Below are 24,381 nucleotides of genomic sequence, written 5' to 3' on the forward strand. Positions count from 1 at the left end.
GATGGAGACCACACCGATGCTGACCACGGTCACCGGCAATCTGCTGCAGGCAGATGTCGATGCGCTGGTTAACACCGTCAACACGGTGGGTGTGATGGGCAAGGGCATCGCTCTTCAATTTCGCAAGGCATACCCGGACATGTTCGCCGCCTACGTGAAGGCATGCAAGGCCGGTGAGGTGCAGCTCGGCCGCATGCACGTGTGGGAGACGGGCGCACTCGACGGCCCCCGCTTCATCATCAACTTCCCCACCAAGAGCCATTGGCGCGCCGGATCCAAGCTCCGCGACATCGAGGCCGGCCTCGCCGACCTCGTCCGCGTCGTCGCCGAGCTCGGCATCACGTCGATTGCACTGCCGCCACTCGGCTGCGGCAACGGTGGCCTGGACTGGGCGGACGTGGAGCCGCTGATCTGTACCGCGTTCACCGAGATTCCGGATGTGAACGCGCGGCTTTACGCTCCGGGTGCAACACCTGCCGCGGCGGCGATGCCCAATGCAACGGACAGGCCGCCTATGTCGGGGGGACGCGCCGCACTAGTGGCCCTCCTCGACCGCTACTCGCGGCTCGCACTGGGTGCCACGCCACTCGAGGTACAGAAGCTGATGTACTTCCTGCAGATACTCGGTGAACCCCTCCGCCTGAACTACGCGAAGAACCGGTACGGCCCGTACGCCGACAACTTGCGGCACGTGCTCCACGCGGTAGAGGGCCATTACCTGACAGGGTTCGGCGACGGTAGTGCACGTGCCCTCGAGGCCGACCCGATTCGTACTCTGCCCGGTGCGATCGACGCCGCCGAGGCTGTCTTGGCCGACCACCCGGAGACCGTCGCTCGCATCGAGCAGGTGATGGACGTCGTCGACGGATTCGAGTCCATGTACGGTATGGAGCTGCTCGCGACCGTCCACTGGGTATCCGCCGAGAACCCCGACGCCGGCGCGGACTGGCAGGAGGCCGTCAATCTCGTCCACCAGTGGACACCGCGAAAGAAGCGGATGTTCACCGAGGACCACATCCGGGTGGCCTGGTCAGCACTGCACGAGCGAGGTCTCCTTGCCGAAGTCTGAACCGGCCCTCCGCCACATCCCGGCACCACACACATGACCGTCGAACTCCGACGAGAACTCGACCGGGCCGAGCTTCACCAGCAGTTCGCGAACGCTGACGAACACCGGGCCGGCGCGATCGAAGAACTGATGAACGACCTTCCGTAGACCGAGGTGACTACCAACCCATTCCGGGACCGATCAGGCCCCGACCGAAACGCTGCGCGGTTTCTCGGACAGTTCAATCGTGATGACTCGACGCGTCCTTGCGACCCTCGTTCTGCTGATCGCGCCCCTCGCCGCGTGCGCGAGTCCCGACAACGCCGAACCCACACCGACAACAACAACGATGAATTCGACGGCAGCGGCCCCGACAACGACAGCGCCGAGTACCAGCGAGCTGACCCCGACCGTCGACGCCACGACGACCGTTGCACCCGCCATCGAGCCGGAGCCGATTGTCGAGACCACCCCGGAGCCGTACATCGTGCCCTGCCAGGCCCAGCACGACGAGATTTCTCGCGCAGAGGTCGAGGCGAACACACCCACGTGCGACGGCACCGTGTACCGCTACCCGTCCGGCACAACCGTCCCGGACGACCGGTGCGTCACGACGGTCCGGGCGCCGTCTCCGTGGGTGCAGGGGCAGATCGACTGGAAGAACTGAATCGATGCCGGCAACAGCCAGGAGTACTGCCGCGCCACCGTGAACTGAGCCGACCGCGCGGGGCTTCCGGGATTCCGGCGCATCCAACGACTACCGTCGGGAGAGCGCTGACAGACTGCCCACGAGAGCGAGACCCATGACCGACGTCCACCCGCGCGGAACCGGCGGATACCCCGAGATCGAGACCGCCGCATGGGCGATCCTGGGCGCCGGACTCCGTGGGGAACCATCCGCGCTCGACCCGTCCGTCAGCACCTGGACAAGTGCGGCGGCGGAGGAGATCCTGCGGCGCGTCCAGGGCAATCCCGACGTCAGCGACAACACCTTCCTTGCCAAGCTCGAACGCCAACTCGACGGCGCACCGCGAGCAGCGATCCTTCTCGCCGCAGAGTTGCTGTACCTGCAGTGCGGCCCACTGTGGAACCTCAGGGCCGACACCAAACGGAACCTCGTCAACACCGTCTTGTCATGGACCAATCCACCGACTGCGCTCCCCGACGACCTGGATTCCGCGCTCGACGAGAGCTTTGTCTTCAACGGGTCCCAAGGCTTCACGTCCGGACGCCGACACCAGTTCAACTGGTTGTGCCGCCTCGTCCAGACTTGGGTGTCTCTGCCCGAGGCGACCCGCGCGGCGGCGTTGAGTGACCCTTGGGAGTTCGGACGGGCACTGCGACGCACACCCAAGGACAGCACCGGCATCCGCTACTCGTTGGGGTACCTGGCCTGGCCTGGCTACTACGAGCACATCGTCTCCAAGACGCACAAACGCGCGATCCGTGACACCTTCGCCCACGTCATCGGCGGACCGGCTGGCAACGACGAGGAGTCGATCGACCGGGATCTGCACGCGATCCGCGCCGAACTCGACACTGACCCGGACTCGCCCCTCGACTGGTATGCAAGCCCCTACATCGAGCAGTGGCAGCCGACATCCGATGACGCCCAACGCGCCTGGTTGGTCCGGCCCGGCACCGACGGCGGCGCCGGGCTGGTCACGCGGTGGAACACCGAGGGATTCGTTTCCCTCGCCGCGACGTATCTCGGCCCCGTCGCGGCCGGGTCGACTCATGCTCAGGTCCGCGCCGCCGTCGACGCCGGTTACCAGAACGCCGACTATCAGCGACGCGGCGAACTCGCCTCCGACTACCACGCATTCCTGAACCGGATGAAGCCCGGCGACCTCGTCGTCACCCGCATCGACGACACCCTCCACGTCGGCACCATCCTGGGAGAACCCGAAACCGTGGGTGATCCCGGCGCCCGGCTTCGGCGCACCGCACAGTGGTCCGCCGACGCCGTCCCCGCCTCCGATCTCGTCGCACCACTGCCGACCCTGCTGGAACAGCAAGGCAGCGTCGTCGAACTCACCGATGCCATCGACACGATCACCGGGTACCTCGGCGATCCGGACACCGTCGAGGACGATGAGCAGACGCTGCCGCCTCCCCCGCCGATACCTCCGGCCCCGATCCGGTTTCCGCCCGTCGGGGATGATCTCGTGCGACGTACCCACATGGATCGCGCATACCTGCAGGAGTTCCTCGATCTGCTCGAATCCCGTCGGCAGATCGTCCTGTACGGACCGCCCGGAACCGGGAAGACCTTCCTCGCTCGCGCGCTCGCCGACCACATCGTGGGCACCGACGGCGCCAGCCGTCGCCAGCTGGTGCAGTTCCATCCGTCGTACGCCTACGAAGACTTCTTCGAGGGTTTCCGCCCCGACCCCGACAACGCCGGTTTCATCCTGCAAGCGGGACCGCTCCGGCGGATCGCCAGTCAGGCCACGGCGCCGGAGAATGCCGGCGACGCGTACGTGCTCATCATCGACGAGATGAACCGGGCAAACCTGGCGAAGGTGTTCGGCGAGTTGTACTTTCTGCTCGAATACCGCGGCGAGTACGTCCAACCGCAGTACTCGCCGGACACACCGTTCCGGCTGCCGCCGAACCTGTACATCATCGGGACGATGAACACCTCCGACCGCTCGATCGCGTTGATCGACGCGGCGATACGTCGACGATTCGCGTTCGTCGAACTGCACCCCGACGAACCCCCGGTACGGGACGTGCTCGACAACTACCTGGCGGCGAACGGCAAGGACCGCCACCTCGCCCGTTTGCTCACGGAACTGAACTCCCGAATCGACGAGACCGACCGCGACCTGCGGATCGGCCCGTCATACCTGATGCGGCCGGACGCGGAGACTGACGCCGGGCTCGAACGCATCTGGCGGTACGACCTGCTGCCGCTACTCGAAGAGCACCACTATGGTCGGGCGAGCCGCGCCGAGATCGGGCGCCGATTCGGGTTGAACGCCGTGCGTCGTGCCGTCGAGCCGGACCCGGCACCGGACACCGTACCCGACGATCAGGAGTGAGCATCCACGTCGTCCTCGACGAACTCGACACCACGGGCCGTACCATCGCCCTCGATGCGGTGACCGCGACCGCCCTAGCAGGCACCCAGCTGGTCGAGGTGAGACCTGCCGGGGCCGGGGCCTGGACGCTGCTGCCCCGCAAGCGGGTCGGCGCCGTACGGGTCAACGACCTTCAGGTGCAGGTGACCCCGAAGGATCAGGTGGGCCTGACGCGGCTGCTGTTCCTGCTCGGCTACGCCGCCGATCCCGGCTTCCTCGACCCGTGCTACGACGATGTCGAGGCCGAGGAGCATCCCGACTTGTGGGCGGTACTGGCGGAATCACTCGCCCGCATCACCGACCGAGCGCTGCTGCACGGCGTCCTGCAGGGCTACCGCACCGTCGACGACGCCGCTCGCACCGTCCGCGGCCGCATCCGCATCGGCGACCAACTCGCCCGTCGACCCGGCCTGCTATTGCCACTCGAGATCACCTACGACGACTACACTATCGACACCGCCGAGAACCGGATCCTGCGGACCGCGCTGCGTCGGATGCTCGCGGTTCCAGGGCTGAGCAGCCCAGCTCGCGCGCGCCTCGCACATCTCGACGGCAGACTCGACGGCGTCGAAGTGATCCGTCACGGCGCGCCCATCCCACTCTGGCAGCCGTCCCGGCTGAACGCGCGATATCAGCCAGCGCTGCGTCTCGCGGAGGTGATCCTGCGGCACTGTTCAGCCGAGGCCGGGCCAGGGGACACCCACGTGGCCGCCTTCGTCGTTGAGATGTGGAAGGTGTTCGAGGATTTCGTGACGGTCGCACTGCGCGAATCACTTGCACGAAACTATCCGGGCCACACCGAATCCCAGTACGTCAGCTACCTCGACGTGCCCGTTGCCGGAAGGTCGGCCGTCCGCCTTGAAACCGATGTGGTGCATCTCGTGAACCACACGCCGCGACTGATCTTCGATGCCAAGTACAAGGTGGCATCTCGCGGAGGACGCTACCCCAACGCGGACCACTACCAGATGCTCGCTTACTGCACCGCACTCAATCTGCCCACAGCGTGGCTCGTATATGCAGGTGGCGCTGACCGTCCGACACCGCGTCGAATCGTCAACACCTCGGTCACGGTCGTCGAGTATCCTCTCGATCTCAGGTTGAAGCCCACCGATCTACTCGCTCAGATCGAGCTTCTCGCCGAGACGGCATGGCTGTCCAGCACCGAACTCCAAACACCTGCCGTTCGAGAACAGCTACCCGTGGTCATGGTCGAACCACGCGAAAGCAGTCATCCCGTTGTCTGAGTACCCTCTCTTCAGGGAACCGCGCGACGCTACGGGGTAAGTCGGACTTCTGTTCGTGTCAGCGGTCCGTGCTCGGGTTTGCTCCCGAGCCGATGAAGTCCAGGCTCGCGGTCAACGCGCTGAACAACGCCATCATCAGGCGTGGTGATATCGCCGGCTACATCGTCACACCGACTGAGGATCGCAATTTCGCAGCAAGAAATTCGTCCACGCTCTCAACCGGCACGCCACGGTCGGATCGATGGGCCAGGTCGGCGCAACCGGTGACAACGCGGCCATGGAAGGTCATTCTTCGCGTTGCGGCAGAAAACGTCCTCGACCGCCGCAACTGGACCATCCGCGAAGAAGCTACGCACCGCGATCGTGACCCGGATCGAACGGATCCATCACCCCCTACGCAGGCAGGCCCGTCTCGGCCGATTGACGCCCATGGAGTACGAGACCATCATGACCACGACAGCCACTCAGGCTGCTTGAGTGAACTGTCACCTATCTGTGCAGCAGTCCCGAATATCCGAATCGCGAACTGACAAGGAAACCGGAATCGCGAGGTGCGACTGGAATCGCAGCGGGTCTACGAACAACCAGCCCGGAAAACACCCCGTTTACTGCCAAACCCACTGACAGCCAGCCCGGAAACTGACAAACCTCAGCGGAATCTACACCCGACAACCCGCGTCGCTGTCGAGATGCAGCGGAGATTAGCAGCGCTACCCCCGGAAGTCTGACAGAACATGCGTGCCTCGATGAGTCGTGTCAATTTTGATTCTCCATGTGGTCGGCCATCCAAGTCACTTTCGGCGAACATTTGGCGTAGATCGATCTCTTGCGGCGCCCATGCAGCGGCAACCCCTCTGCTCTGACGACCGAGCATCGCCTCACACAAGTCAGCATGTCGCACATATGCCAAGTGCCATAACGCCAATCGGAGAAAGACTCATAGACAACTGCACAAGCCGGTGCTTTGTCCACGCTATCTTGCTCATCTCCACGAGCTGTTTCGACAGTACCGGAAGAAGAGTCGGGCCCTCGAGCCGATCCTGAACGGCTTCGGGCGTCAGGTGCCGCAGGTGTCCGAAATAGACAAAGTTGTCCGGCGCCTCAACCTCGAGGTTGGAGGCCCGTAGCCGGGGACGCACAACCCAGGCCGCACATAGGACGCTAGCTACTAAGAGGAGGATGCCAACGACGTACCAGACTACGGCCCAGCCCCCAAGGTCATGGAGCACCCGCCCCTCGCCCGACAGCGTGATAACTCCCACGAGGAGCGCGGTCTCAATTGTCAGTGCAAATGGCGCCTTCGTATCGGAGATATTGTCAAGACCTGTGGATGAGGTTGTTTCAGGCGGCCTCCTCTTGCGATGTTGATGGGGTGTCGGATTCGACGAGTTTGCCTTTCTCGAAGGTCTTGCCGGCTCGGACGAGGGCGACGACGTGGGGTGCGTTGAAGCGCCCTGGGTTCCGTTCCGAGTCTCAGCAAGGAGAATCGGAGTATGCCCAAGAAGTTCAGTCCAGAGCTGCGTGAGCGTGCCGTGCGCATGGTCTACGACCGCCAAGCCCGCGAGGGCGGCCCTCGCGCAGCATCGATCCGTGCCGTCGCGCCGCAGCTCGGTGTCGGCACAGAGACGCTGCGGATCTGGTGCAATCGCTACGGCGCCACCGAGCCGGTCGGACCGGGAGAGCCGCTCGAGGAGGAGAATCGCCGTCTCCGGCGGGAGCTCGCCGAGGCGCGACGTGCGAACGAGATCCTGAAGGCCGCCTCAGCGTTTTTCGCAGCGGAACTCGACCGCCCCACGACGAAATGATCGCGTTCGTCGACATGCATCGCGAGAAGTTCGGGGTCGAGGCCATCTGCCGCATCCTCAGTGCGACAGAATGTGGGTTCATCACCTCCCGCGGATACCGCGCTGCCAAGAACAGGCCGGCCTCCGCTCGCAGCGTTCGGGACGAGATGCTGGCGGAGGAGGTGCAGCGGATTCATCAGGCGAACTACAGCGTCTATGGGGTCCGGAAGATGTGGCACGCAATGCGCCACGCAGGATGGAACGTCGGTCGCGACCAGGTCGCGAGGCTGATGAAGATCGCCGGCCTGCAGGGCGTTCGCCGAGGTCGAAAGCCCGTCACCACCTGCTCCGCAGACGGAGATGACCAGCGCCCGGACCTCGTTGAACGGCGGTTCGTCGCGGATCGACCGCAGCAGCTTTGGGTCGCCGACATCACCTACGTCCGGATGCTCTCCGGGTTCTGCTACGTCGCATTCGTTACCGATGTCTTCAGTCGCAGAATTGTCGGCTGGGCGGTCGCGCCCACGCTCCACACGGAGTCTCTGCCATTGCTCGCACTGGAGCATGCACTGCAGTCCACCGGGGTGAGCAGGAACGAAAGCGGATTGATCCACCATTCCGACAGGGGTAGTCAATACGTTTCGCTCGCCTATTCGGACGCTCTGCTCGCCGCGGGAGTTACGGCTTCAGTAGGTACCGTCGGCGATAGCTACGATAACGCGCTGGCCGAGACAGTGAACGGCCTATACAAGGCGGAGTTGATCTACTCCAAGCGGATCTGGGAGTCAGTCAGCGAGGTTGAGCTCGCCACGATGGGCTGGGTCCACTGGTGGAACACCTCCCGGCTCCACGAAGCTCTCGGCTACCGCACCCCGGCGAACGTCGGAGCGACCTACACTCACACCACGACGACCGCGCCCGCGACCGTGTAACCACGGAACGAAACCCAGGGCGCTTCAGGTCGTGGTGGGGGTGGGCCGGGGTGTGCGTCCGGGGGCGAGGATGGCCAGCGCGAGTGCTCCGGCCGCGGTGATGGCCGCCAGCGCGAGCGCGGCCTGGGTGCTGCCGTGTACGAACGCGGTCTTGGCGAATTCGGCCAGTGGCTGGGCGGCGGGTCCGGCGCGGTCGGCGACCTGCAGGGCGGCGGCGAGGGAGTCGGCGACCGGGCCGCGAGCGGGTTCGGGCAGCTGGGGCAGGGCGGGTTGGATGTGGTGGGTGTATCCGGCGGCGAGCACGCTGCCGGATACGGCGATTCCGATGGCCGCGCCGATCTCGCGGGCGGCGTCGTTGACGGCGGCGGCGACACCGTGTTTGGCCACGGGGGTGTCGGCGACGATGGCGTAGGTGGCCGGGGCGGTGCACAATCCCAGCCCGGCGCTCAGGATCAGCAACGGCCACAACAGGTCTGGGTAGTCGGCGGCCAGGGTCAACCGGCTCACCAGGAAGAGTCCGGTCGCGATGGCGAGCAGCCCGGTGACGGTCATCGCCCGCAGCCCGACCCGGCTCGACAGCCACGGCGCGATCACCGAGATCGCCACCAGCGGCACCGCCATCGGCACCAGGCCCAGCGCCGAACCGAGCGGCCCGTACCCGAGGATCAATTGCAGGTATTGCACCAGCAGCAGGAACACCCCGAAGGTGACCAGGAACTGGATGGTCACCGACAGTGACCCGGCCCCGAACCCCCGCCGGGCGAACAACCGCACATCCAGCAGCGGCGCGGCGACCCGCAACTCCATGATCACGAACACCACCGCCGCGGCGACACCGAGCGCGAGGGTGGGGGTCACGAGCGGGTCGAGCCAGCCGCGCGCGGGGATCTCGACGCAGGCGAACACGATCGCCGCGATCGCGATCGCCACCGCCACCGCGCCCACCCAGTCCACCGGCGGGTGTTCCCGCTCGCGGGATTCGGCGATGGTGCACGCCAGCGCGGCCAGCACCACCCCGGCCACGGTCAGTCCCACGAACACCGATTCCCACGACCACCGCGCCAGCAGCAGTCCCGAGCCGAGGATCCCGAGCACCGCACCGGACCCGGCGACCCCAGCCCACACCCCGACCGCGCGCCCGCGATGCGCTTCGGGCAGCCCCGCGGTCAGGATCGACAGGGTCGAGGGCATCACCAGTGCCGCGCCCGCGCCCGCCGCCGCGCGGGCCGCGATCAGCCACACCGGCCCCGACATGAGCAGCGGCAGCGCCGAGGCCACGGAGAACACCGCCAGGCCCGCGATCAGCACGACGCGGCGCCCGTAGCGGTCACCCACCGCGCCGGCGGGCAGGACCAGGCACGCCAGGATCAGGGTGTAGCCGTCGACGATCCAGGTCAGCTGCGATTGGGTCGCCCCGGTCGCGACCGCGATCAGCGGCAACGCCGAATACAGTGCAGCCATCGCCGCGACGACCAGCGCCACCGCCAGGCACGACACCGTCAGCATCCACCATTCGGCCCGCGCCAGCACACTGTGACCGTCAGTCGTTTCCGGTGCGTTCACCGGCACCTCCCACCCGACGAAACCATCGGTATCGCTTCGCTACCATGAGTATCACAGGCGAGAGTGGTTGCGATAGAGTCGAAATCGGACACATTCACCGCCGCCCGTTTCCTTGGAGGTCTTCCCGACCATGACCACCCGCGACCAGGCCGACACCCGCACCGGACCCGCCGCGCCCCACTCCGCCACCGGCGAGCAGGACGCGGATCTCGATCAGGCCGATCCGCGGTTGGCGCGCTCGCGGGCACGGTTGCTCGACGCGGCCACCCATCTGCTGGCCACCGGCGGTATCGACGCGGTCACCATCGACGCGGTCACCCGCACCTCGAAAGTCGCGCGCACCACCCTCTACCGGCACTTCGGCAGCAGCACCCACCTGCTCGCGGCCACCTTCGAACGCCTACTCCCACGCGTGGACACCCCACCCGACGACGGGCCCGTGCGCGAGCAGTTGATCGCGTTGCTCACCGCCCAAGCCGACCTGATCGAGAACGCTCCCCTCCAGCTGACCACCCTGTCCTGGCTGGCCATGGGATCCATTACCCCCGACCCCGGCGCACCCCCTGACTCGGGCGCGGTCACCTCCCTGCGCGCCCAGGTCATCCGCCGCTACCGCGAACCGTTCGACCACATCCTCACCAGCCCTGAGGCCCGCGCCCACCTCGGCGACCTCGACACCACCTTCGTCATCATCCAGCTGCTGGGCCCGATCGTCTTCGCTCGCCTCACCGGGCTGCACAGCATCGACCACCACGACTGCGCACGCCTGGTCGACGATTTCCTCACCGCCCACCACAACCACAACACCCGCAAGTAAAACCGACAAAAGCCCGCACGTACGGAGGTCGGGTCAACGGCTCTGGCTCAATTCGGGTGTGAGGGATACCAGAGCCGTTGATCGAACACTCCTGGACGAGGCCGCTGCTGCGTCGTCGTGTCCCGTGTCAAGTAGTTGGCAGGTTTTCGGTCTCGGGGAAAGTTGGGGATCCGAGGGCCGACCAGGCCAGGGTGGATCTGGATCGGCCGGTTCCAAGCGATGGCTTCGTGCGGCCGGACGGTGTTGTGCTCGACCCGGTAGGCGTCAGCGTGCTTCACCACGGCCAAGACGTCATCGATCTCCTCGAGGAACAGTCGCTCGTACTTCAGCGACCCGAAACCGCGTTCGCGCGAGCCGTTCTGGCCCGGCGACCTGACTCGGGTACCGACGTGGCGCAGTTCGGGGTGTGCGGTGACGAACGCCTCGAAGCGGAACGACCGGAACGGGCCGCCGTTGTAGGTCACGATCGTCGCCGCGGGCTCGAGACCACGGCCGGGCTCGCGTGGGCACGTTTCGGCCAGCGGGTGGTCGTACGACTGCTCGTAGTCGGCCAAAGCGCGCTCGATCGCGGTGATCGCGTTCGTGCTGGTTCGCCGTCGGCGACACATGCCAGGGATGCTCGTATTTGCTCCAGTAGTCCCGGCAATCCGCGATACGCCACGTCCCGCCAGCGGTGGTCTCGAACTCACTGAAGTCCAAACGCTACACCTGATTCGGGCCGGTGGGCTCGGCGGCGAACGCAGCCTTGCGGCTGGCGGCAGCAGACCCTCGTCTCGCAGGCACCGCAGCACGGTCGCCTGCGACACCGGGTGCCCGTCGCAACGGCACATCGCCCACACCTTGCGATGGTCGAACCGGACCGCCGCCAGCACTGCAGGTGGGAATTTTCGCAGGTACCAGCAGGAAGTATCCAGGGCCGCCAAGTGGCCGCGATCGCGCGGCAGTCGAGGTTTGGCCTGCGAGGTTCTCGGCTGACTCAGCGTGGGGTATGTCGCACCACCCGGTCTGCGTTCGCGGCGTGACTGAAGAGAGGCGTGACCACTAAGGCCGGGCAAGGTACTCGAAGTCGGACTGTCCGCCGCGGATCCTAACCCCACGATGTGAGCAGGGACCCGTGCTCGATGATCTAGAGAGGATTCCTAGATTTCGACGACGGCAAGCTCTCCTTCGGCATGCAGGGAGCGCAGGCGCTTCTTGTCGAACTTGCCGACCGAGGTCTTGGGCACCTCGGAGACGAAGCACCAACGCTCGGGCAGCCACCATTTGGCGACCTTGCCAACGAGGAAGTCACGCAGATGGGCAGGTGTGGGCTCGCGCCCGTCACGTACGACGATCACCGCGAGGGGACGTTCCTGCCACTTCTCGTCCGGCACCCCGATCACAGATGCCTCGAGCACATCGGGGTGTCCGGCGAGCAGCAGTTCGAGCTCGACCGAGGAGATCCACTCCCCGCCAGACTTGATCACGTCCTTTGTGCGGTCGGTCAGCGTGACGAAACTGCGTTCATCGATCCGACCGACGTCGCCGGTGCGCAACCAACCGTCCTGAAACTTCTCCCCGTCATCCTCTTCGCCGATGTACGAGCCGGTGATCCAAGGTCCGCGCACCTGCAGCTCGCCGACGGCTTCGCCGTCGTGCGGGAGCTCATTGCCCGCGTCGCCGACGATCCTCAATTCCACACCTGGAACCGGACGGCCTTGAGTGGCTCGCAGGCGCCACCGCTCCTGCGTGTCGAGCGATGCCGGCGGACGCGCGACGGTGGCCAGCGGCGAGGTCTCGGTCATTCCCCACGCCTGGACAACCTGTACGCCGTACTTCTCCTCGAAGATCTCCATCAGGTGAACGGGCACGGCGGAGCCACCGCAGGCAACCAGGCCGAGAGAGGAGATGTCGTAGCTGGGGTTGGCCTCCACGAAGTTCAGCACGTCGTTCCAGATCGTCGGGACCGCGCCTGCGACGGTTGGCTTCTGGGCATCGATGAGCCGTACCAGCGGCTCGGCCTGCAGGAACCGGTCAGGCATGAGAAGGTCGGCACCTGCCATGAGGGCGGCATAGACCAGTCCCCAGGCGTTGGCATGGAACATCGGCACAATAGCGAGGATCCGGTCATCGCAGCCGACTCGCAGTCCGTCGGCGGCGCAGGCCGCCATCGAATGCAGGTAGGTCGACCGGTGGCTGTAGGCGACGCCTTTGGGGGTCCCGGTGGTACCGGAGGTGTAACACATGGCGGCTGCTGACTGCTCATCGAGGTCAGGCCAGTCGAACGTCTCGGGCTGAGCGGAGATGAACTCCTCGTAACCCACGACTGTGAGCCCGTCACGGTGCAGCGGGGTGAGGTCCACCCCCCCGGTCACGACGACGGTGTGCACACTGGTGATGTGCGGCAGCACGGGGGCCAGCAGCGGGACCAGGCTTCCGTCGAGAATCACGACCCGGTCCTCGGCGTGGTTGCCTATGTAGACGAGTTGATCTGAGGCGAGGCGTAGATTGAGAGTGTGCAGTACCGCGCCCATCGAGGGCACCGCACAGTAGGCTTCCACATGTTCCTGGTTGTTCCACATAAAGGTTGCGACGCGCTCATCGCCTGTGATCCCGCAACCGCGCAACGCGTTGGCCAACTGGGCGGACCGCCGTCCGATCTCGGCGAACGAGGCGACCTTCACGCTCCCGTCGGGCTGCAAGGTCCGCACGGTTGCCGAGCCATGCACACTCGAGCCGTGGCGCAGAATCGCCGCAGTTGTCAACGGGACGTTCATCATCGTGCTCTGCATAGCATTCCTTGTTGAGAGAGTTGCCTTCGAACACAGCGATCCGGAGACCGAGCGTCCGGGGAAAAGTGGGGCTGTCAGCGATCTGCAGCCATAAGCGAGCTTGAAGCAGACTCCAGGGACTCGACCAGGTCCAACTCCAGCTCTGGCAGCCGGCTAGCCGCCAAAGACATCCCGGCCGCGCGCGCTCGCACATCAACGTCGCGCCGGATACCGGCACGTGCAGTCTCGGTCCATGCCTGCGCACAACGGCTGGCGGAGACGGCGAGTTGAGCGGTGGCGAAGTCGCCGGTCAGGCGTGCGACATCCGCGCAGCCATCGGCGAGCAATCGGCGGAACAGCCCGCCGCCGGTACCTGCCTTCTCGATAAAAGCGCTCAGGCTGAACAGGAGGATCTCGAGGTCGTCTATCGGAAGATCGGCCCAGGTCCGAACGTCGGCCGCCAGCTGTACGACCGCAGCTAGGCCCTCGGCCCCGGCCGCCGCTGTCGTGAGATCGACGATCCCGGGCTGCGACGGGCGGCGCATACTGGCCGCGGACTGGCGAAATGCCTCTGCCGCTACTTCCGCCACGTCTGGCAGCGCGTCCGGCCAGATGATGCGGTAGGTGCAGTGGCGCGTCGGTTCCGGGAAAGACTTCGAGGACCGCGCCCGAGCCAGCGCATCGAGCGGGACCTCCTGCACCTCGGCGCGGTCATTGTCCACGACAAAAGCGATCCCCTCGGCCTCGTCGTGACCGATCACGACGATATCGTGGCGACTCATCCGCAACTGGACCCGCAGGTACGGCAACTCACCGATGTCGCCCCACACCAGACTGGGTCTGCCTGCTTCGATCTCGTCGAGAACCCATGACCATCCCTCGCGAGGATCGTCGGTCGTGAGAACGTGGACCTGTCCGCCGAGTCGGCGGGGTAGATCGACTTCGAAGTCGGCACCTCGTCCCACCAGGTACAGCGGTGGGACGAGGTCGCTCGACCGGAGGTAGGATAGCCCCACCGCGCCACCGAGCGCGAACACCAGACCTTCGTCGGGCGGTCCATCCCACCCCAGACCATGCCAGTGCAGAAGATCGCGCATCGCGCCAGAGCCGCAATGCCCCGCCATCCGATGCGGGTAGTCCTTGATCAGGGTTCTGCGGGGCATAGGAGTTCCTCTTCGGTGGATCGGCGCACGACGGGGTTCGAAGACTGGATCAGTTGCTCCGGATTCTGTCCAGGTAGGCCTGGCGTATCCTCATGTCGACGTCGTCGAGGAACACCGAGTCCGTGCCCAGGGCCGATCCGAGCCAGGTAGCCAACCGACCGGGGACGAACTTCATCGCGGCGACCATGCCGCCGGCGAGGCGGGTGACACGCACGAAAGAACGCGGATTCTCGATCAGATCGGCTGTCGCTCGAGCGATCTCCTCGGGCTCGGCGTTGCGCAGTCCCTTGGCCCCAGCCGTCCCAGCGACGAGCTCGGTGTTGGTGAACGTAGGCCGGACCGTGGACAGCTGGACCCCGGACTTGCGGTATTCCTGTCGTGCTGCCTCAGTGAACCCGATGACCGCGAACTTGGTGCCGCAATAGGTCGCCAGACCGGGTACGGCGAGCTCACCGGCCAGTGATGCGGTGTTGATGATGTGCCCGGCACGCCGCGGCAGCATCCGTTGGAGGGCGAGTTTGGTCCCGAAGATGACTCCCAGGACGTTGATCTCGACCTGCCGCCGGGTCACCGCGTCGGCTTCCTCGTGGGCGTGCCCGGTGGGCATGATGCCCGCGTTGTTGATCAGCACGTCGAGGGGGCCGAGGCCCCCCTCGACCAGGTCGAGAAATTCGCGGAACGAGTCGGGATCGGTGACATCGAGGCGGGTGACGACCTTCACCCCGAGCTCGACGGCGGCCTCTTTGGCACGTGCCTCGTCGACGTCGCCGATGGCGACGCGGTGGCCTCGTCGGATCAGCTCCTTCGCGGTCTGGTAGCCGATGCCGCGGGCTCCGCCGGTGATCGCCACAGTCTTGGCGGCAGTGTGGGGGATGTGCGTCGTCACTTGCTGTTCTCCTTGTTCAGGCCGAGGCGTTGCCACAGGCCGCGGCCGGCTGCCGCGCGCAATACTCTTTCGGCGATGGCCGCACGCCGGGAGGTGTACGGGTACCACGTGAGTTCTCGTGCCGGGACAGGAATCCGCGGCTCGGTCACCGCCTGGACCCGGCAGTACTTGTGCAGCCCGTAGGCACCGCCGAGCCGCGCACCGATACCCGATGCCTTCCATCCACTGTGCGGCAGTGTGGTGGCGAAGAGGTTGCTGAAGACGTCGTTGATGTTGACCGCACCCGCGTCCAGGCGTTTCGCAATGCGCTGTGCCCGAGCGTGGTCGCGGGTCCACACCGTCGCAGACAGGCCGTACGCCGAGTCGTTGGCCAGACGGATGGCCTCGTCTTCATCCGCGACCAGCATCACCGGGATCGTGGGGCCGAAGGTCTCCTCGGTCATGCAAGCCATCGTGTGGTCGACACCGACCAGGACGGTCGGAGCGTAGTAGTTCCCGACCGCACTCCGGGTTCCGCCGGCCAGGACCCGCGCACCCGCCGCCACCGCCTGGCTGACGTGGCGATCGGCGATCTCGACCTGCCTCGCAGTGACCATCGCACCCACGTCGTCACCTGTCGCCGCACCCTGGGCCAGGGAGCGCACCCTCTGCGTCAGCCGGGCCACGAACTCGTCGTAGATCTCAGCTACCACGTATACCCGCTCGACGGAGATGCAGACCTGCCCTGCGTTGAACAGACCGCCCCACGCGATCCCCTCCACCGCACGAGCAAGGTCGGCGTCCTCCAGCACTATCGCCGGATCCTTACCGCCCAGCTCCAGGCTCACCGGCTTCAGGTGCTCGGCGCAGCGGATCGCGACCGCACGCCCGGTGGCTGTCGAGCCGGTGAACTGCACGAAGTCAGCGGCGTCCACCACCGACGCACCCGCTTCGCCGGCACCCACAACATGGGCCAAGACCGGAGGGGCGCCGATCTCGTGCCAGCCCTCGACGACCCGCGCACACGTCAGTGGCGTCTCCTCCGAGGACTTCGCCAGGACCGCGCATCCGGCAGCCAACGCGGGCGCTGCATCCATGAGGAAGAGGGTGATCGGGAAGTTCCAGGGCGTGATGAGCCCGACAACCGGATATGGGTGGTAGGTCTTGGACAGCCGCTTCGGCAGACTCAACAGACTCGAGGACCTGACCTGCTCGCCAGCGAGAAACCTCTCGGCGTTGTCAGCGTAGTAGGTGATGAATTCGCACGACGCGGTCGTCTCCACGAGGGCATCTGGGCGCACCTTGCCCGTTTCGGCTTGCAGCAGATCGGTGAGCTCGTCGGTGTGAGCCAGGATCCAGTCCCGCCAGCGATGCAACCATCTGGCGCGTTGCCGCGGGCCAGCCTCGACCCACCCGACCTGGGCGCAGCGGAGGTCAGCCGCGACACCGTTCACGGTCTCGCGATCATCCACAGGGACGGTTGCGATCAGCCGGCCATCGGCTGGGTTGCACACGTCCAAGGCGTCCGCTGCGGTCGCCGTGCTCATCGGTCCTCCAGGGGTGAGTGGAACCCACCGGAGATCCCGTCGGGCTGGGTGCGGCTGGTGGGTGTGTCGGTGAAAGCGTCAGCGATCACGTCAGCGCGCTTGAACATCAACGGTCCATAGGTATGCCGAAGCTCGGTCAGGATCGCGTTCAAAGGCAGATCGTCGAAGATGCCGCGCTCGCGGACGTACTCCATATGCTGGGCTCCGTCGGCGGTGAAGGCGTGCAGGAGTGCGTCGCGATCACCGTCGAAATCCACCGGCGGCACACCGAAACGCGCACACAACTCGGTGTTGAACGCAGGCGTCGCCTTCAACCACCGGCCGTCGATGTAGAGACGGCTGTAGCCGTGATAGACGAACAGGTCTGTGCCGCCCATGAGCGCTCGCAGCGCTTCGGTCTGCAGGTGATTGCGGACGTCAGCGAAACCCAGCAGCGCCGGAATCCCTGCCGCTCGGCACACCGCGGTCAAGAGCACCGCCTTCGGGACGCAATAGGCGCGCCCGGACTCGAGGACGAAGCTGGCTCGATAGTGGGCGGGATTGTCCGACACCGTGTAGGGGTCGTACCAGATCTGGTCACGGACGGCGGTGAAGAGGCGATTGGCCTTGTCCCGGTCGGTGCTCGCATCCCCAACCGCGGCGGCGGTGAATGCCCGGACGGACTCGTGCTCGATGTCGAGGAAGTCGGTCGCCCCCAAGAACGCCACCGGTGCCGGATTCATCTGCGCTCCAGGGTGATCGGCAACCCGTCGACAGGAATGGGGAGCGAGGTGTTGTCCCATCTCACTTCATACTGGTCGGGGACCGACCAGGTGTAAGTGCGCAGCATGTGGTGCAGGATCGCCTTGACCTCGAGGGTGCCGAAGTGCAGACCAATGCACTTGTGCACTCCTCCGCCGAAGGGGATCCACCCGAAACGGTGATTCTGGTCCTCATGGCGCGGCTCGCTGAAACGGTCGGGGTCGAAGGTGTCGGGCTCGGTCCAGCACGACTCGTCGAAGTGGTTCACCGCAGGAGCCACGGCCACCAGGGTGTCCGCCGGGATGTGGCGTCCGGCAATCTCCACGTTCTCGATCGTCTTGCGCATCACGATCGGCACGGGCGCCACGAGGCGCAGCGTCTCCTTGATCACCAGGTCGAGAGTCGCCATCGAGTCCAGGTCGTCGATGTCGGGGCGGCGTTCACCGAGTCGGTCGGACTCGGCCCGAGCCCGTTCCTGCCAGGCTGGGTGCTTGGCGAGGAAGTAGGCGGCAGCGGTGGTGGTGATGGTCGAGGTATCGTGGGCCGCCATCATCAAGAAGATCATGTGGTTGACGACGTCCTCATCAGTGAACGCCTCACCGTCGGCCGTGCGCGCATGGCACAGCCCCGCAAAGAGGTCGTCTCCCTGGGCACTTCGAGCCGTCGGCAGATGCCGGGTGAAGTAGTCCTCCAGGAGCGTGCGCCCATGGACTCCGGCGCGCCACCGAGTCCCCGGCAGCGGGAAACGGATGATCGAGCTGGCTGCGCGCACGGTGGCCACGAAGGCGTCGTTGATGGCGTCAGTGTCCTCGCTCCCTCCCCGACCTGCCATGAAGACCTCCGTTGCGACGTCGAGAGTCAGGGCCTTCAACAGTGGGTAGATGCGCGTGGACCGGCCCGCTGTCCACCTGCGGATGCTGGTCTCCAGCGTCGGGCCGAGCTGGTCGACGTAGCCGGCGAGCCGGTCGCGGGTGAACGCCTCCTGCATGATCCGCCGATGCATCCTGTGCTCGTCGAAGCTCATCAGCATCAGGCCCCGGTGAAAGAAAGCATCGATGAGATAGGTCCACCCGTCCTGGGAGAACGACTTCGCCTTGGTCGTCAGCGCCTCCTGTGTGGCATCCGCGCCCGCCACCATCACGATTCTCGTGCCGAAGGCGCCCATCCACCAGACCGGTCCGAAGCGTTGGTACCTGGCCCGGGTGAAGTTGGAGCCGAACCTGATGTAGTCCAGGGTGTGACCGAGCAGAGGCATGCCCGCGGTCCCTCGGACGGGCTCGAGCCCCGACCCCGCCGGGGGCGGGGCGAGCTCACGAACAGGCCACTGGTCGCTGACCCCTAGCAGGGTCGCGTCGGCCCGACTCGGCAATGGTGCCAGGAATACCGACGAGAGCCGCTCACGACCCTTCGCCAGCGGGAGCTGGATGATGTTCGTCACTGACGTTCCTTTCCGAAATGTGGGCCCGTACTCGCTGTTGTCGTACCATCGCCGCCAAGGGACCGATCACCTCAGACAGAGCCTGCGAGCACCAGTTCGGTCCGGCCAATGGGGAGTCGCTGCGTGATGACCCGCTTGCTGAACATGAAGTGACGGGGCCGGTTGATGCAGTCGGCGGCGATGAGCTCGCCCGCACGCAGGTAGAAGCAGGTGAAGTCGCGGTCCCGGGTCGGGTCGCCGCTGAGGACGACTTCGTCGTACCCGGTGTTGAGACCGGCGATCTGGAGCTTGAGATCGTATTGATCCGACCAGAACCATGGAAGCGCCGCGATCATCTTGGACTTGCCGCAGACGGTCGCGGCCGCCACCTTGGCCTGCTCACCCGCACTCGGCACGGACTCCAGGCGTATGCGACGGCCGTAACGGGCCATGTCATGGCTGGCGCAGTCCCCAGCCGCCACGATGTCGGGGTCGCTGGTCCGGGTCTGGTCGTCGATCACGACGCCGTTGTCGACGACCAGACCCGCGGCGGCGGCGAGCTCGGTGTTCGGCTCAACGCCGATACCGACAATGACGAGGTCGGTGGGAATTGATTCGCCACTGGACAGGAACACCTCGCGGACCCTGCCGTCACCTGATAGAGCTTCGACCAGCGCGCCCGTCCGGATGTTCACGCCCTCCTCCCGGTGGATCCGGTCGAAGAACGCCGATACAGCGGGGGCGGTGACCCGTTCGAGGACGCGCTCGGTCGCCTCGAGTACAGTGACCTCCAGACCGAGCGCACGCAATGAGGCGGCCGTCTCCAGTCCGATGTAGCCGCCGCCGATGATCACAGCCCGACACCCGGGGCTGGTGGCCTCTCGGATCATCTCGACGTCCGCAGCGGTGCGTAGGTAGTAGACGCCGACCAGGTCGGCCCCCGGGATGGAAAGCCGTCGAGGGCGGGCCCCAGTGCACAGCGCGAGCTTGTCGTAGGGCAGCGCGTCGCCGGTGCTCAACACGAGATGACCAGCCGAGCGGTCGATCGCCTCCACCTTCGCATTCAGGAGTTGGATCCCCTGCTCGGTGTAGAATTTGGCGCTGCGGATCGCGAGTTCGTCGAGCGTGCTCTTCCCCGCCAGGTAACCCTTCGACAGCGGCGGGCGTTGATAGGGCAGCGCCGACTCCTCGCCGATGAGGACGATCTCACCGGTCCACCCTTCCTGGCGCAGACTGGCCGCGAGTTGGGCCCCGGCATGGCCGGCCCCGACGATGAGGGCCCGCTGCGAGGTCATGCGCTGGATTTCGGGGTGAGGCGGACCATCATCTTGCTGATGCCCCTCACGAAATTGGACTGCACGTACTCTGGCTCGCCGACGACCTCGATATTGTCGAAACGGGGAAGCAACTCCTCCCACAGGATCCGCAGCTGGAGCTCGGCCAGCCGGTTGCCCATACAACGATGGACGCCGAAGCCGAAGGAGATGTGGTTGCGGGCGTTGGCCCGGTCGATGATGAACTCATCGGGCCGTTCGAACACGCGCTCGTCGCGGTTGCCCGAGGCGTACCACATCACTACTTTGTCGCCCTTGCGGATGAACTGCCCGTTCAGAATGGTGTCGGCCTTGGCGACCCGGCGCATATAAGCCAGCGGGGTTTGCCACCGGATGATCTCCGAGCCCATGTTGGGGATCAGGTCGGGGTTTGCCTTCAGCTTCTCGAACTGATCGGGGAAGCGGTTCAGCGCAAGAACACCGCCGCTCATCGAGTTGCGGGTCGTGTCGTTGCCTCCGACGATCAGCAGCACGAGGTTGCCCAAGAATTCCATCGGGCGGTCGATCAGGTCCTTGGTGTTCTCGTTGCTCTGCAACATGGTGATCAGATCGAAGCCGGGTTCCTCCCCGGCAGCCATCCGCGCTGCCTTGTCGTGCCAGAGAGCGCTGAGACCTCGCGCCATGTCGCGCATGCCGGGGAACACCTCGTCGTTGTCCGAGGGCCCGCCGTTGGCTTGCTCCAGCGACGTCGCGAGATCTGACCAGTAGACGAGCTTGCGACGCTGCTCGTACGGGAAGTCCAGAAGGGTGGCAAGCATCCGAGCGGTCAACTCGATCGAGACGTTCTGCACCCAGTCGAACGGCTGATCCACGGGCAGGTCGTCCAGCACCTCCTGCACACGCGATCGAATCAGCCCCTCCATCTCACGCAGGTTCTTCGGCGCAACAACGCCTTGGACAGCGGCCCGCTGCGCGTCGTGGCGTGGCGGATCCATCGCGATGAACATCGCGATATCAAGGAAACGAGGCGGGGCCCCGATGACAATGAACGGCTCGGCGGAGAAGAGCTCGTGGTTCTTGTCCACGGCCACGATGTCGGCATGCCGCGTGACAGACCAGAACGGACCGAACGCACTGTTGGGCTGGTAGTGGACCGGCGCCTCGTTGCGCAAGCGCTCGAAGTAGGACTGCCAGCGCCCCTGGCGATAGAGAAAAGGGTTGCTGAGGTCGATGTCGGCGAGCTCGACGTCCTCGACCGGCGGGATAGGACTCTCGACGAAGAGCTTCTCTCCGTTCGTCCCGGTCACCCATCGCCGGGTCTTGTCATACAGATGCGCGCCCTGGATCTGCAGATCCATCGGGATGGTCGACTGAACCTTGGCGGTGATTGCTTCAGGAATCTTCATCAGGTCTTAACCGTTTCTCGCCGTCACATCTGGAATTCGGGTAGTTCGACGATCAAGCCGTCCCACGCCGCCGACGCCGCCATCTGGCAGGACAGCCGGGAGGTCGGCTGGCGCTCGGGGTTCATCGCGAGCATCTCCTCCTCCTCGGGACCCGAGAGGCCGACCTGCTCGGACCATTGCGGATCGACGATCACATGACAGGTACCGCACGCGGCTTCGCCTCCGCAGTCGCCGTCGATGCCGGGCACCGCGTTGTTGGTCGCGACCTGCATCAGCGACTGCCCTTCCTCGATGGGCGCCTCGTGCTTCTGGCCATCGTGGGAGACAAAGGTGACAACTGCCATAGCCAACTCCTGGATACGTCGTCTTCAATGTGAACTTGGTCAAAGTGTTGTCGAAGACGAGCGCGGCGGCTATGTTCGGCAGAGTCAGAAACTTGTGAATTCGGCTCAAAGGGGACCAGGGTGAACCTCAACGAGGAGGGTGTGCCTCCACTCATGTTCGCGCAATTGCTCGAGAGCCAAGCACTCGACTCAGACGCTGTCGCGCGGCTTCGCAACATCATGGCTCGCGAAGGAATCGACGAGACGACGTTGATCCAGCGGAACATCCAGGCCCCGATACGGTGGTTTCGCGAGGTGTACCCCGCACTCGATGTCGACCAGGCAACTACGCTCGGCTTCGCGTTCGCCGAGCAGGCTCAGTTGACGTCCTTTGGCCCGTTGAGCTTTCCTCTGGTCAGTGCAGGTTCGGTAGCCGAGATCGTCGAGCTGCTCACCTATCTGCCTTTGATCTCGACGGCCCTCAGCCCACAGTTCCACCCAAGAGACGAGGGGCTTACTGTGGGGCTCAGCGCACATACAGGCGATCCGGCCCTGAACTGCCTGGTCGTCGCGTACAGCGGGTCGGCGCTCCTGCGCCTGCTTGACATGCTCGCTGGCGATGTGCCGACCGTCACCCTCCATCTGAGCTGGTCGGCGCCGAACTTTCTGGCCAATCATGAGGACGCCCTAGCTGGGCGCCTGTACTTCGACGCTCCGACGTCATTCCTTCGTGTCCCCGCGGATACCCTCAACGAGGTATGTAGGTTCTCCGATCCCGTCGCCTATCGCCTCGCCATCGTTGATCTGCAGCAAACCCTCGAACAGCGAAGCAGAACCACGTCTTTCTCGGAGAAGGTGCGACGGCTCCTGGAGGAGGATCCCGGCAAACGAAGTAACGACTGGGTCGCACACGAGCTCTCGATATCCCGTAGCACACTCAAGCGGCGCCTGTCCGAGGAGGGGACCACCTTTCGCGAGTTGCGCGAATCATTCCTGCGTGATCGTGCGATGCTGCGGCTGCTCGACCGATCGATGTCGGTGAGTGAGATCGCTGCGGATCTCGGATACAGCGACCTCGCCAACTTCTCTCACGCCTTCAAGCGGTGGACTGGTCGCTCTCCACGCGAATTTCGGCACGAATAACCTACCCGTCCCGCCGCTGGTATAAAAAAGGCTGCGCGAAGTGGTGGACTTCGGATCAGCCTCGAACATGCACAGTGATCAGCGAGTCATATTGAGAATACTAGCTTGCCCGACCGCGGCGCCCAACTATCGGCTGTCCGCCAGATGTCGGCGCATGTTCGGCCCGTCCAGGGCGATGATCTCGGCGCCGGCGACGATCCGGTTGAGGATCGATTCGGCGATGACCGCGTCCTGGAGCGACTTGTACCAGTCCGGCGGATCGAACTGCGAGGTCACCAGAGTCGAACCTCGACCTTCACGAGCGGCCAGGATGTTGAGCAACTCGGCCGCGGTGTGCGCAGCCACCGGCGTCGTCAGGAAGTCATCCAGGACCAGCAGGTCACAGTTGTGCAGATCCGTCAGGAAATCCAACCGCCGCTGCGAGGTCGGTTCCAACACGGCGAGCCGGTTGGCCAGATCGTCGAGCCGGAAGAACCTCGCGCTGTAGTACTTTCGGCACGCGGCATTGAGCAGTGCCAGAGCCACATAGGTCTTGCCCACGCTGGACTGACCGAGCACGACAAGATTGCGGGTCGACTCGATCCATTGACAGCTGGAAAGCCGTGCGATTAGCTCCCGATTGAGGTTGCGGTCAGCCAGATAACGGATCTCTTCTACGCAGGCATCAGGGTTTGGCGTTCTGGAGGCCTTGAGTAGTTTCTGGGTCCGACGTTCCTGTCTGGCCGTGATCTCCTTATCCAGCGCGTGGAAGATCTTCTGGGAGAAGGTCCACTCGTCGCAGGCGGGATCGTTGGCCAGCTCGATGACGGTCTGCCCGAACGCGGTCATACGCAGCTGCGTGAACAACGGCATGTCCGCGTCGGTGAGGTGACGATCGATCACTTGGCCCCTCCCTCATCCGTCAAGTCGGCTCCGGTGGCTCCGGTCAAGGCAGAAAGGCTGAACTGCTCGGGCCCGGCCAGATGCGCCCCGGTGGTGTCGCGCTGTCCCGCCGGTGGCGCTACCGACGCAGCAGTCGCTGGTTCCGCCGCGGTGGTCGGTCGTGCGGCGGCCTGGGCCCGCAGCGCCGCCAGGCGTTGCTTGACCGCGGTGTAGGAGATCGCCCGTCGGGTCTGTTCGGAGACAAGTTGCCCGCAAGCCCGCTCGAGGAGTTGTTTGTCGCTCTTCCCCAGGGCGAGGATGTTCTGGCACGAGCGGTAGCCCTGGGCCTCTGTCAACGGCCAGTTTGATGTCCCCGCTGGTGGCCAGGTAAAAGTCCCCACCCTGTGCGGGATG

Annotated in this window: 21 protein-coding genes and 1 other annotated feature; of the genes, 7 read left to right on the plus strand and 14 right to left on the minus strand. The window is 65.2% G+C overall.

The genetic code is table 11. From position 1 onward, the window contains the following. Position 1: 1 nt before the first annotated feature. The 4 genes from darG to ACZ5QD_RS14360 all read left to right on the plus strand — a co-directional run bounded on the left by darG (position 2) and on the right by ACZ5QD_RS14360 (position 5,381). Entirely contained in the window at positions 2–1,069 is a 1,068-nt protein-coding gene (gene darG, locus ACZ5QD_RS14345) for a type II toxin-antitoxin system antitoxin DNA ADP-ribosyl glycohydrolase DarG (protein ID WP_464366896.1), read from the plus strand. Positions 1,070–1,295: 226 nt separating this feature from the next. Then, on the plus strand, positions 1,296–1,715 hold the full coding sequence (locus ACZ5QD_RS14350; protein WP_464366897.1) for a hypothetical protein: 420 nt from the start codon (positions 1,296–1,298) through the stop codon (positions 1,713–1,715). Between the two features lie 136 nt (positions 1,716–1,851). Beyond that, on the plus strand, positions 1,852–4,095 hold the full coding sequence (locus ACZ5QD_RS14355) for an McrB family protein (protein WP_464366898.1): 2,244 nt from the start codon (positions 1,852–1,854) through the stop codon (positions 4,093–4,095). After that, positions 4,092–5,381: an McrC family protein gene (locus ACZ5QD_RS14360; protein WP_464366899.1), complete on the plus strand. Its 1,290-nt coding sequence runs from the start codon at positions 4,092–4,094 to the stop codon at positions 5,379–5,381. Before ACZ5QD_RS14355 ends, ACZ5QD_RS14360 begins: the two co-directional genes overlap by 4 nt. Positions 5,382–6,268: 887 nt before the next feature. Here the strand turns inward: ACZ5QD_RS14360 and ACZ5QD_RS14365 are convergent. Beyond that, on the minus strand, positions 6,269–6,694 hold the full coding sequence (locus tag ACZ5QD_RS14365; protein WP_464367272.1) for a Pycsar system effector family protein: 426 nt from the start codon (positions 6,692–6,694) through the stop codon (positions 6,269–6,271). Between the two features lie 180 nt (positions 6,695–6,874). On the opposite strand from ACZ5QD_RS14365, the gene ACZ5QD_RS14370 reads away from it, so the two are divergent. Beyond that, a protein-coding gene (locus ACZ5QD_RS14370; RefSeq protein WP_233500136.1) for an IS3 family transposase occupies positions 6,875–8,097 on the plus strand; the annotation gives its coding sequence in 2 pieces (ribosomal slippage) (positions 6,875–7,154 and positions 7,154–8,097; 1,224 coding nt in all). Further along, positions 7,144–7,277, plus strand: a sequence feature (AL1L pseudoknot). (Overlaps the previous gene by 134 nt.) A gap of 24 nt (positions 8,098–8,121) precedes the next feature. On the opposite strand, the gene ACZ5QD_RS14375 is transcribed toward ACZ5QD_RS14370, so the two are convergent. Beyond that, positions 8,122–9,603 carry an MFS transporter gene (locus ACZ5QD_RS14375; protein WP_050792883.1) on the minus strand — a complete coding sequence of 494 codons (1,482 nt, stop codon included), beginning with the start codon at positions 9,601–9,603 and terminating at the stop codon, positions 8,122–8,124. Positions 9,604–9,790: 187 nt separating this feature from the next. Between ACZ5QD_RS14375 and ACZ5QD_RS14380 the strand changes: the two genes are divergently transcribed. Then, complete coding sequence (locus ACZ5QD_RS14380) at positions 9,791–10,477, plus strand: TetR/AcrR family transcriptional regulator (RefSeq protein WP_008382024.1); 687 nt, start codon at positions 9,791–9,793, stop codon at positions 10,475–10,477. A gap of 47 nt (positions 10,478–10,524) precedes the next feature. Here the strand turns inward: ACZ5QD_RS14380 and ACZ5QD_RS14385 are convergent, their stop codons facing one another. The 10 genes from ACZ5QD_RS14385 to ACZ5QD_RS14430 form a co-directional block, all read right to left on the minus strand. Then, positions 10,525–11,085, minus strand: a complete 561-nt coding sequence (locus ACZ5QD_RS14385; protein WP_003937322.1) for an integrase core domain-containing protein — start codon at positions 11,083–11,085, stop codon at positions 10,525–10,527. 531 nt (positions 11,086–11,616) lie between these two features. Beyond that, a complete protein-coding gene (locus tag ACZ5QD_RS14390) occupies positions 11,617–13,248 on the minus strand; it encodes a long-chain fatty acid--CoA ligase (RefSeq protein WP_003937321.1) in 1,632 nt (543 codons plus the stop codon). Positions 13,249–13,322: 74 nt separating this feature from the next. Beyond that, entirely contained in the window at positions 13,323–14,390 is a 1,068-nt protein-coding gene (locus tag ACZ5QD_RS14395) for a BtrH N-terminal domain-containing protein (protein WP_003937320.1), read from the minus strand. A gap of 49 nt (positions 14,391–14,439) precedes the next feature. Beyond that, positions 14,440–15,276 carry an SDR family oxidoreductase gene (locus tag ACZ5QD_RS14400; RefSeq protein WP_003937319.1) on the minus strand — a complete coding sequence of 279 codons (837 nt, stop codon included), beginning with the start codon at positions 15,274–15,276 and terminating at the stop codon, positions 14,440–14,442. Beyond that, positions 15,273–16,802 carry an aldehyde dehydrogenase family protein gene (locus ACZ5QD_RS14405; RefSeq protein WP_003937318.1) on the minus strand — a complete coding sequence of 510 codons (1,530 nt, stop codon included), beginning with the start codon at positions 16,800–16,802 and terminating at the stop codon, positions 15,273–15,275. Before ACZ5QD_RS14405 ends, ACZ5QD_RS14400 begins: the two co-directional genes overlap by 4 nt. Next, a complete protein-coding gene (locus ACZ5QD_RS14410) occupies positions 16,799–17,524 on the minus strand; it encodes a transglutaminase-like domain-containing protein (RefSeq protein ID WP_003937317.1) in 726 nt (241 codons plus the stop codon). The genes ACZ5QD_RS14405 and ACZ5QD_RS14410 overlap by 4 nt, the downstream gene beginning before the upstream one ends. After that, the gene (locus tag ACZ5QD_RS14415) at positions 17,521–18,981 is read right to left on the minus strand and encodes a cytochrome P450 (protein WP_003937316.1); all 1,461 of its coding nucleotides are present in this window, start codon (positions 18,979–18,981) and stop codon (positions 17,521–17,523) included. Before ACZ5QD_RS14415 ends, ACZ5QD_RS14410 begins: the two co-directional genes overlap by 4 nt. Before the next feature lie 71 nt (positions 18,982–19,052). After that, positions 19,053–20,255, minus strand: a complete 1,203-nt coding sequence (locus tag ACZ5QD_RS14420) for an NAD(P)/FAD-dependent oxidoreductase (protein WP_003937315.1) — start codon at positions 20,253–20,255, stop codon at positions 19,053–19,055. Next, positions 20,252–21,640: a cytochrome P450 gene (locus tag ACZ5QD_RS14425; RefSeq protein WP_003937314.1), complete on the minus strand. Its 1,389-nt coding sequence runs from the start codon at positions 21,638–21,640 to the stop codon at positions 20,252–20,254. The genes ACZ5QD_RS14420 and ACZ5QD_RS14425 overlap by 4 nt, the downstream gene beginning before the upstream one ends. A 23-nt stretch (positions 21,641–21,663) precedes the next feature. Beyond that, complete coding sequence (locus ACZ5QD_RS14430; protein ID WP_003937313.1) at positions 21,664–21,984, minus strand: 2Fe-2S iron-sulfur cluster-binding protein; 321 nt, start codon at positions 21,982–21,984, stop codon at positions 21,664–21,666. Positions 21,985–22,104: 120 nt separating this feature from the next. Between ACZ5QD_RS14430 and ACZ5QD_RS14435 the strand changes: the two genes are divergently transcribed. Then, on the plus strand, positions 22,105–23,106 hold the full coding sequence (locus ACZ5QD_RS14435) for a helix-turn-helix domain-containing protein (RefSeq protein ID WP_008382041.1): 1,002 nt from the start codon (positions 22,105–22,107) through the stop codon (positions 23,104–23,106). 126 nt (positions 23,107–23,232) lie between these two features. On the opposite strand, the gene ACZ5QD_RS14440 is transcribed toward ACZ5QD_RS14435, so the two are convergent. Beyond that, positions 23,233–23,988 carry an ATP-binding protein gene (locus ACZ5QD_RS14440; RefSeq protein ID WP_003937311.1) on the minus strand — a complete coding sequence of 252 codons (756 nt, stop codon included), beginning with the start codon at positions 23,986–23,988 and terminating at the stop codon, positions 23,233–23,235. Next, on the minus strand, positions 23,985–24,323 hold the full coding sequence (locus ACZ5QD_RS14445) for a hypothetical protein (protein ID WP_008382042.1): 339 nt from the start codon (positions 24,321–24,323) through the stop codon (positions 23,985–23,987). Before ACZ5QD_RS14445 ends, ACZ5QD_RS14440 begins: the two co-directional genes overlap by 4 nt. Between the last annotated feature and the right edge of the window lie 58 nt (positions 24,324–24,381).

The organism is Gordonia sp. J1A (assembly GCF_055393515.1).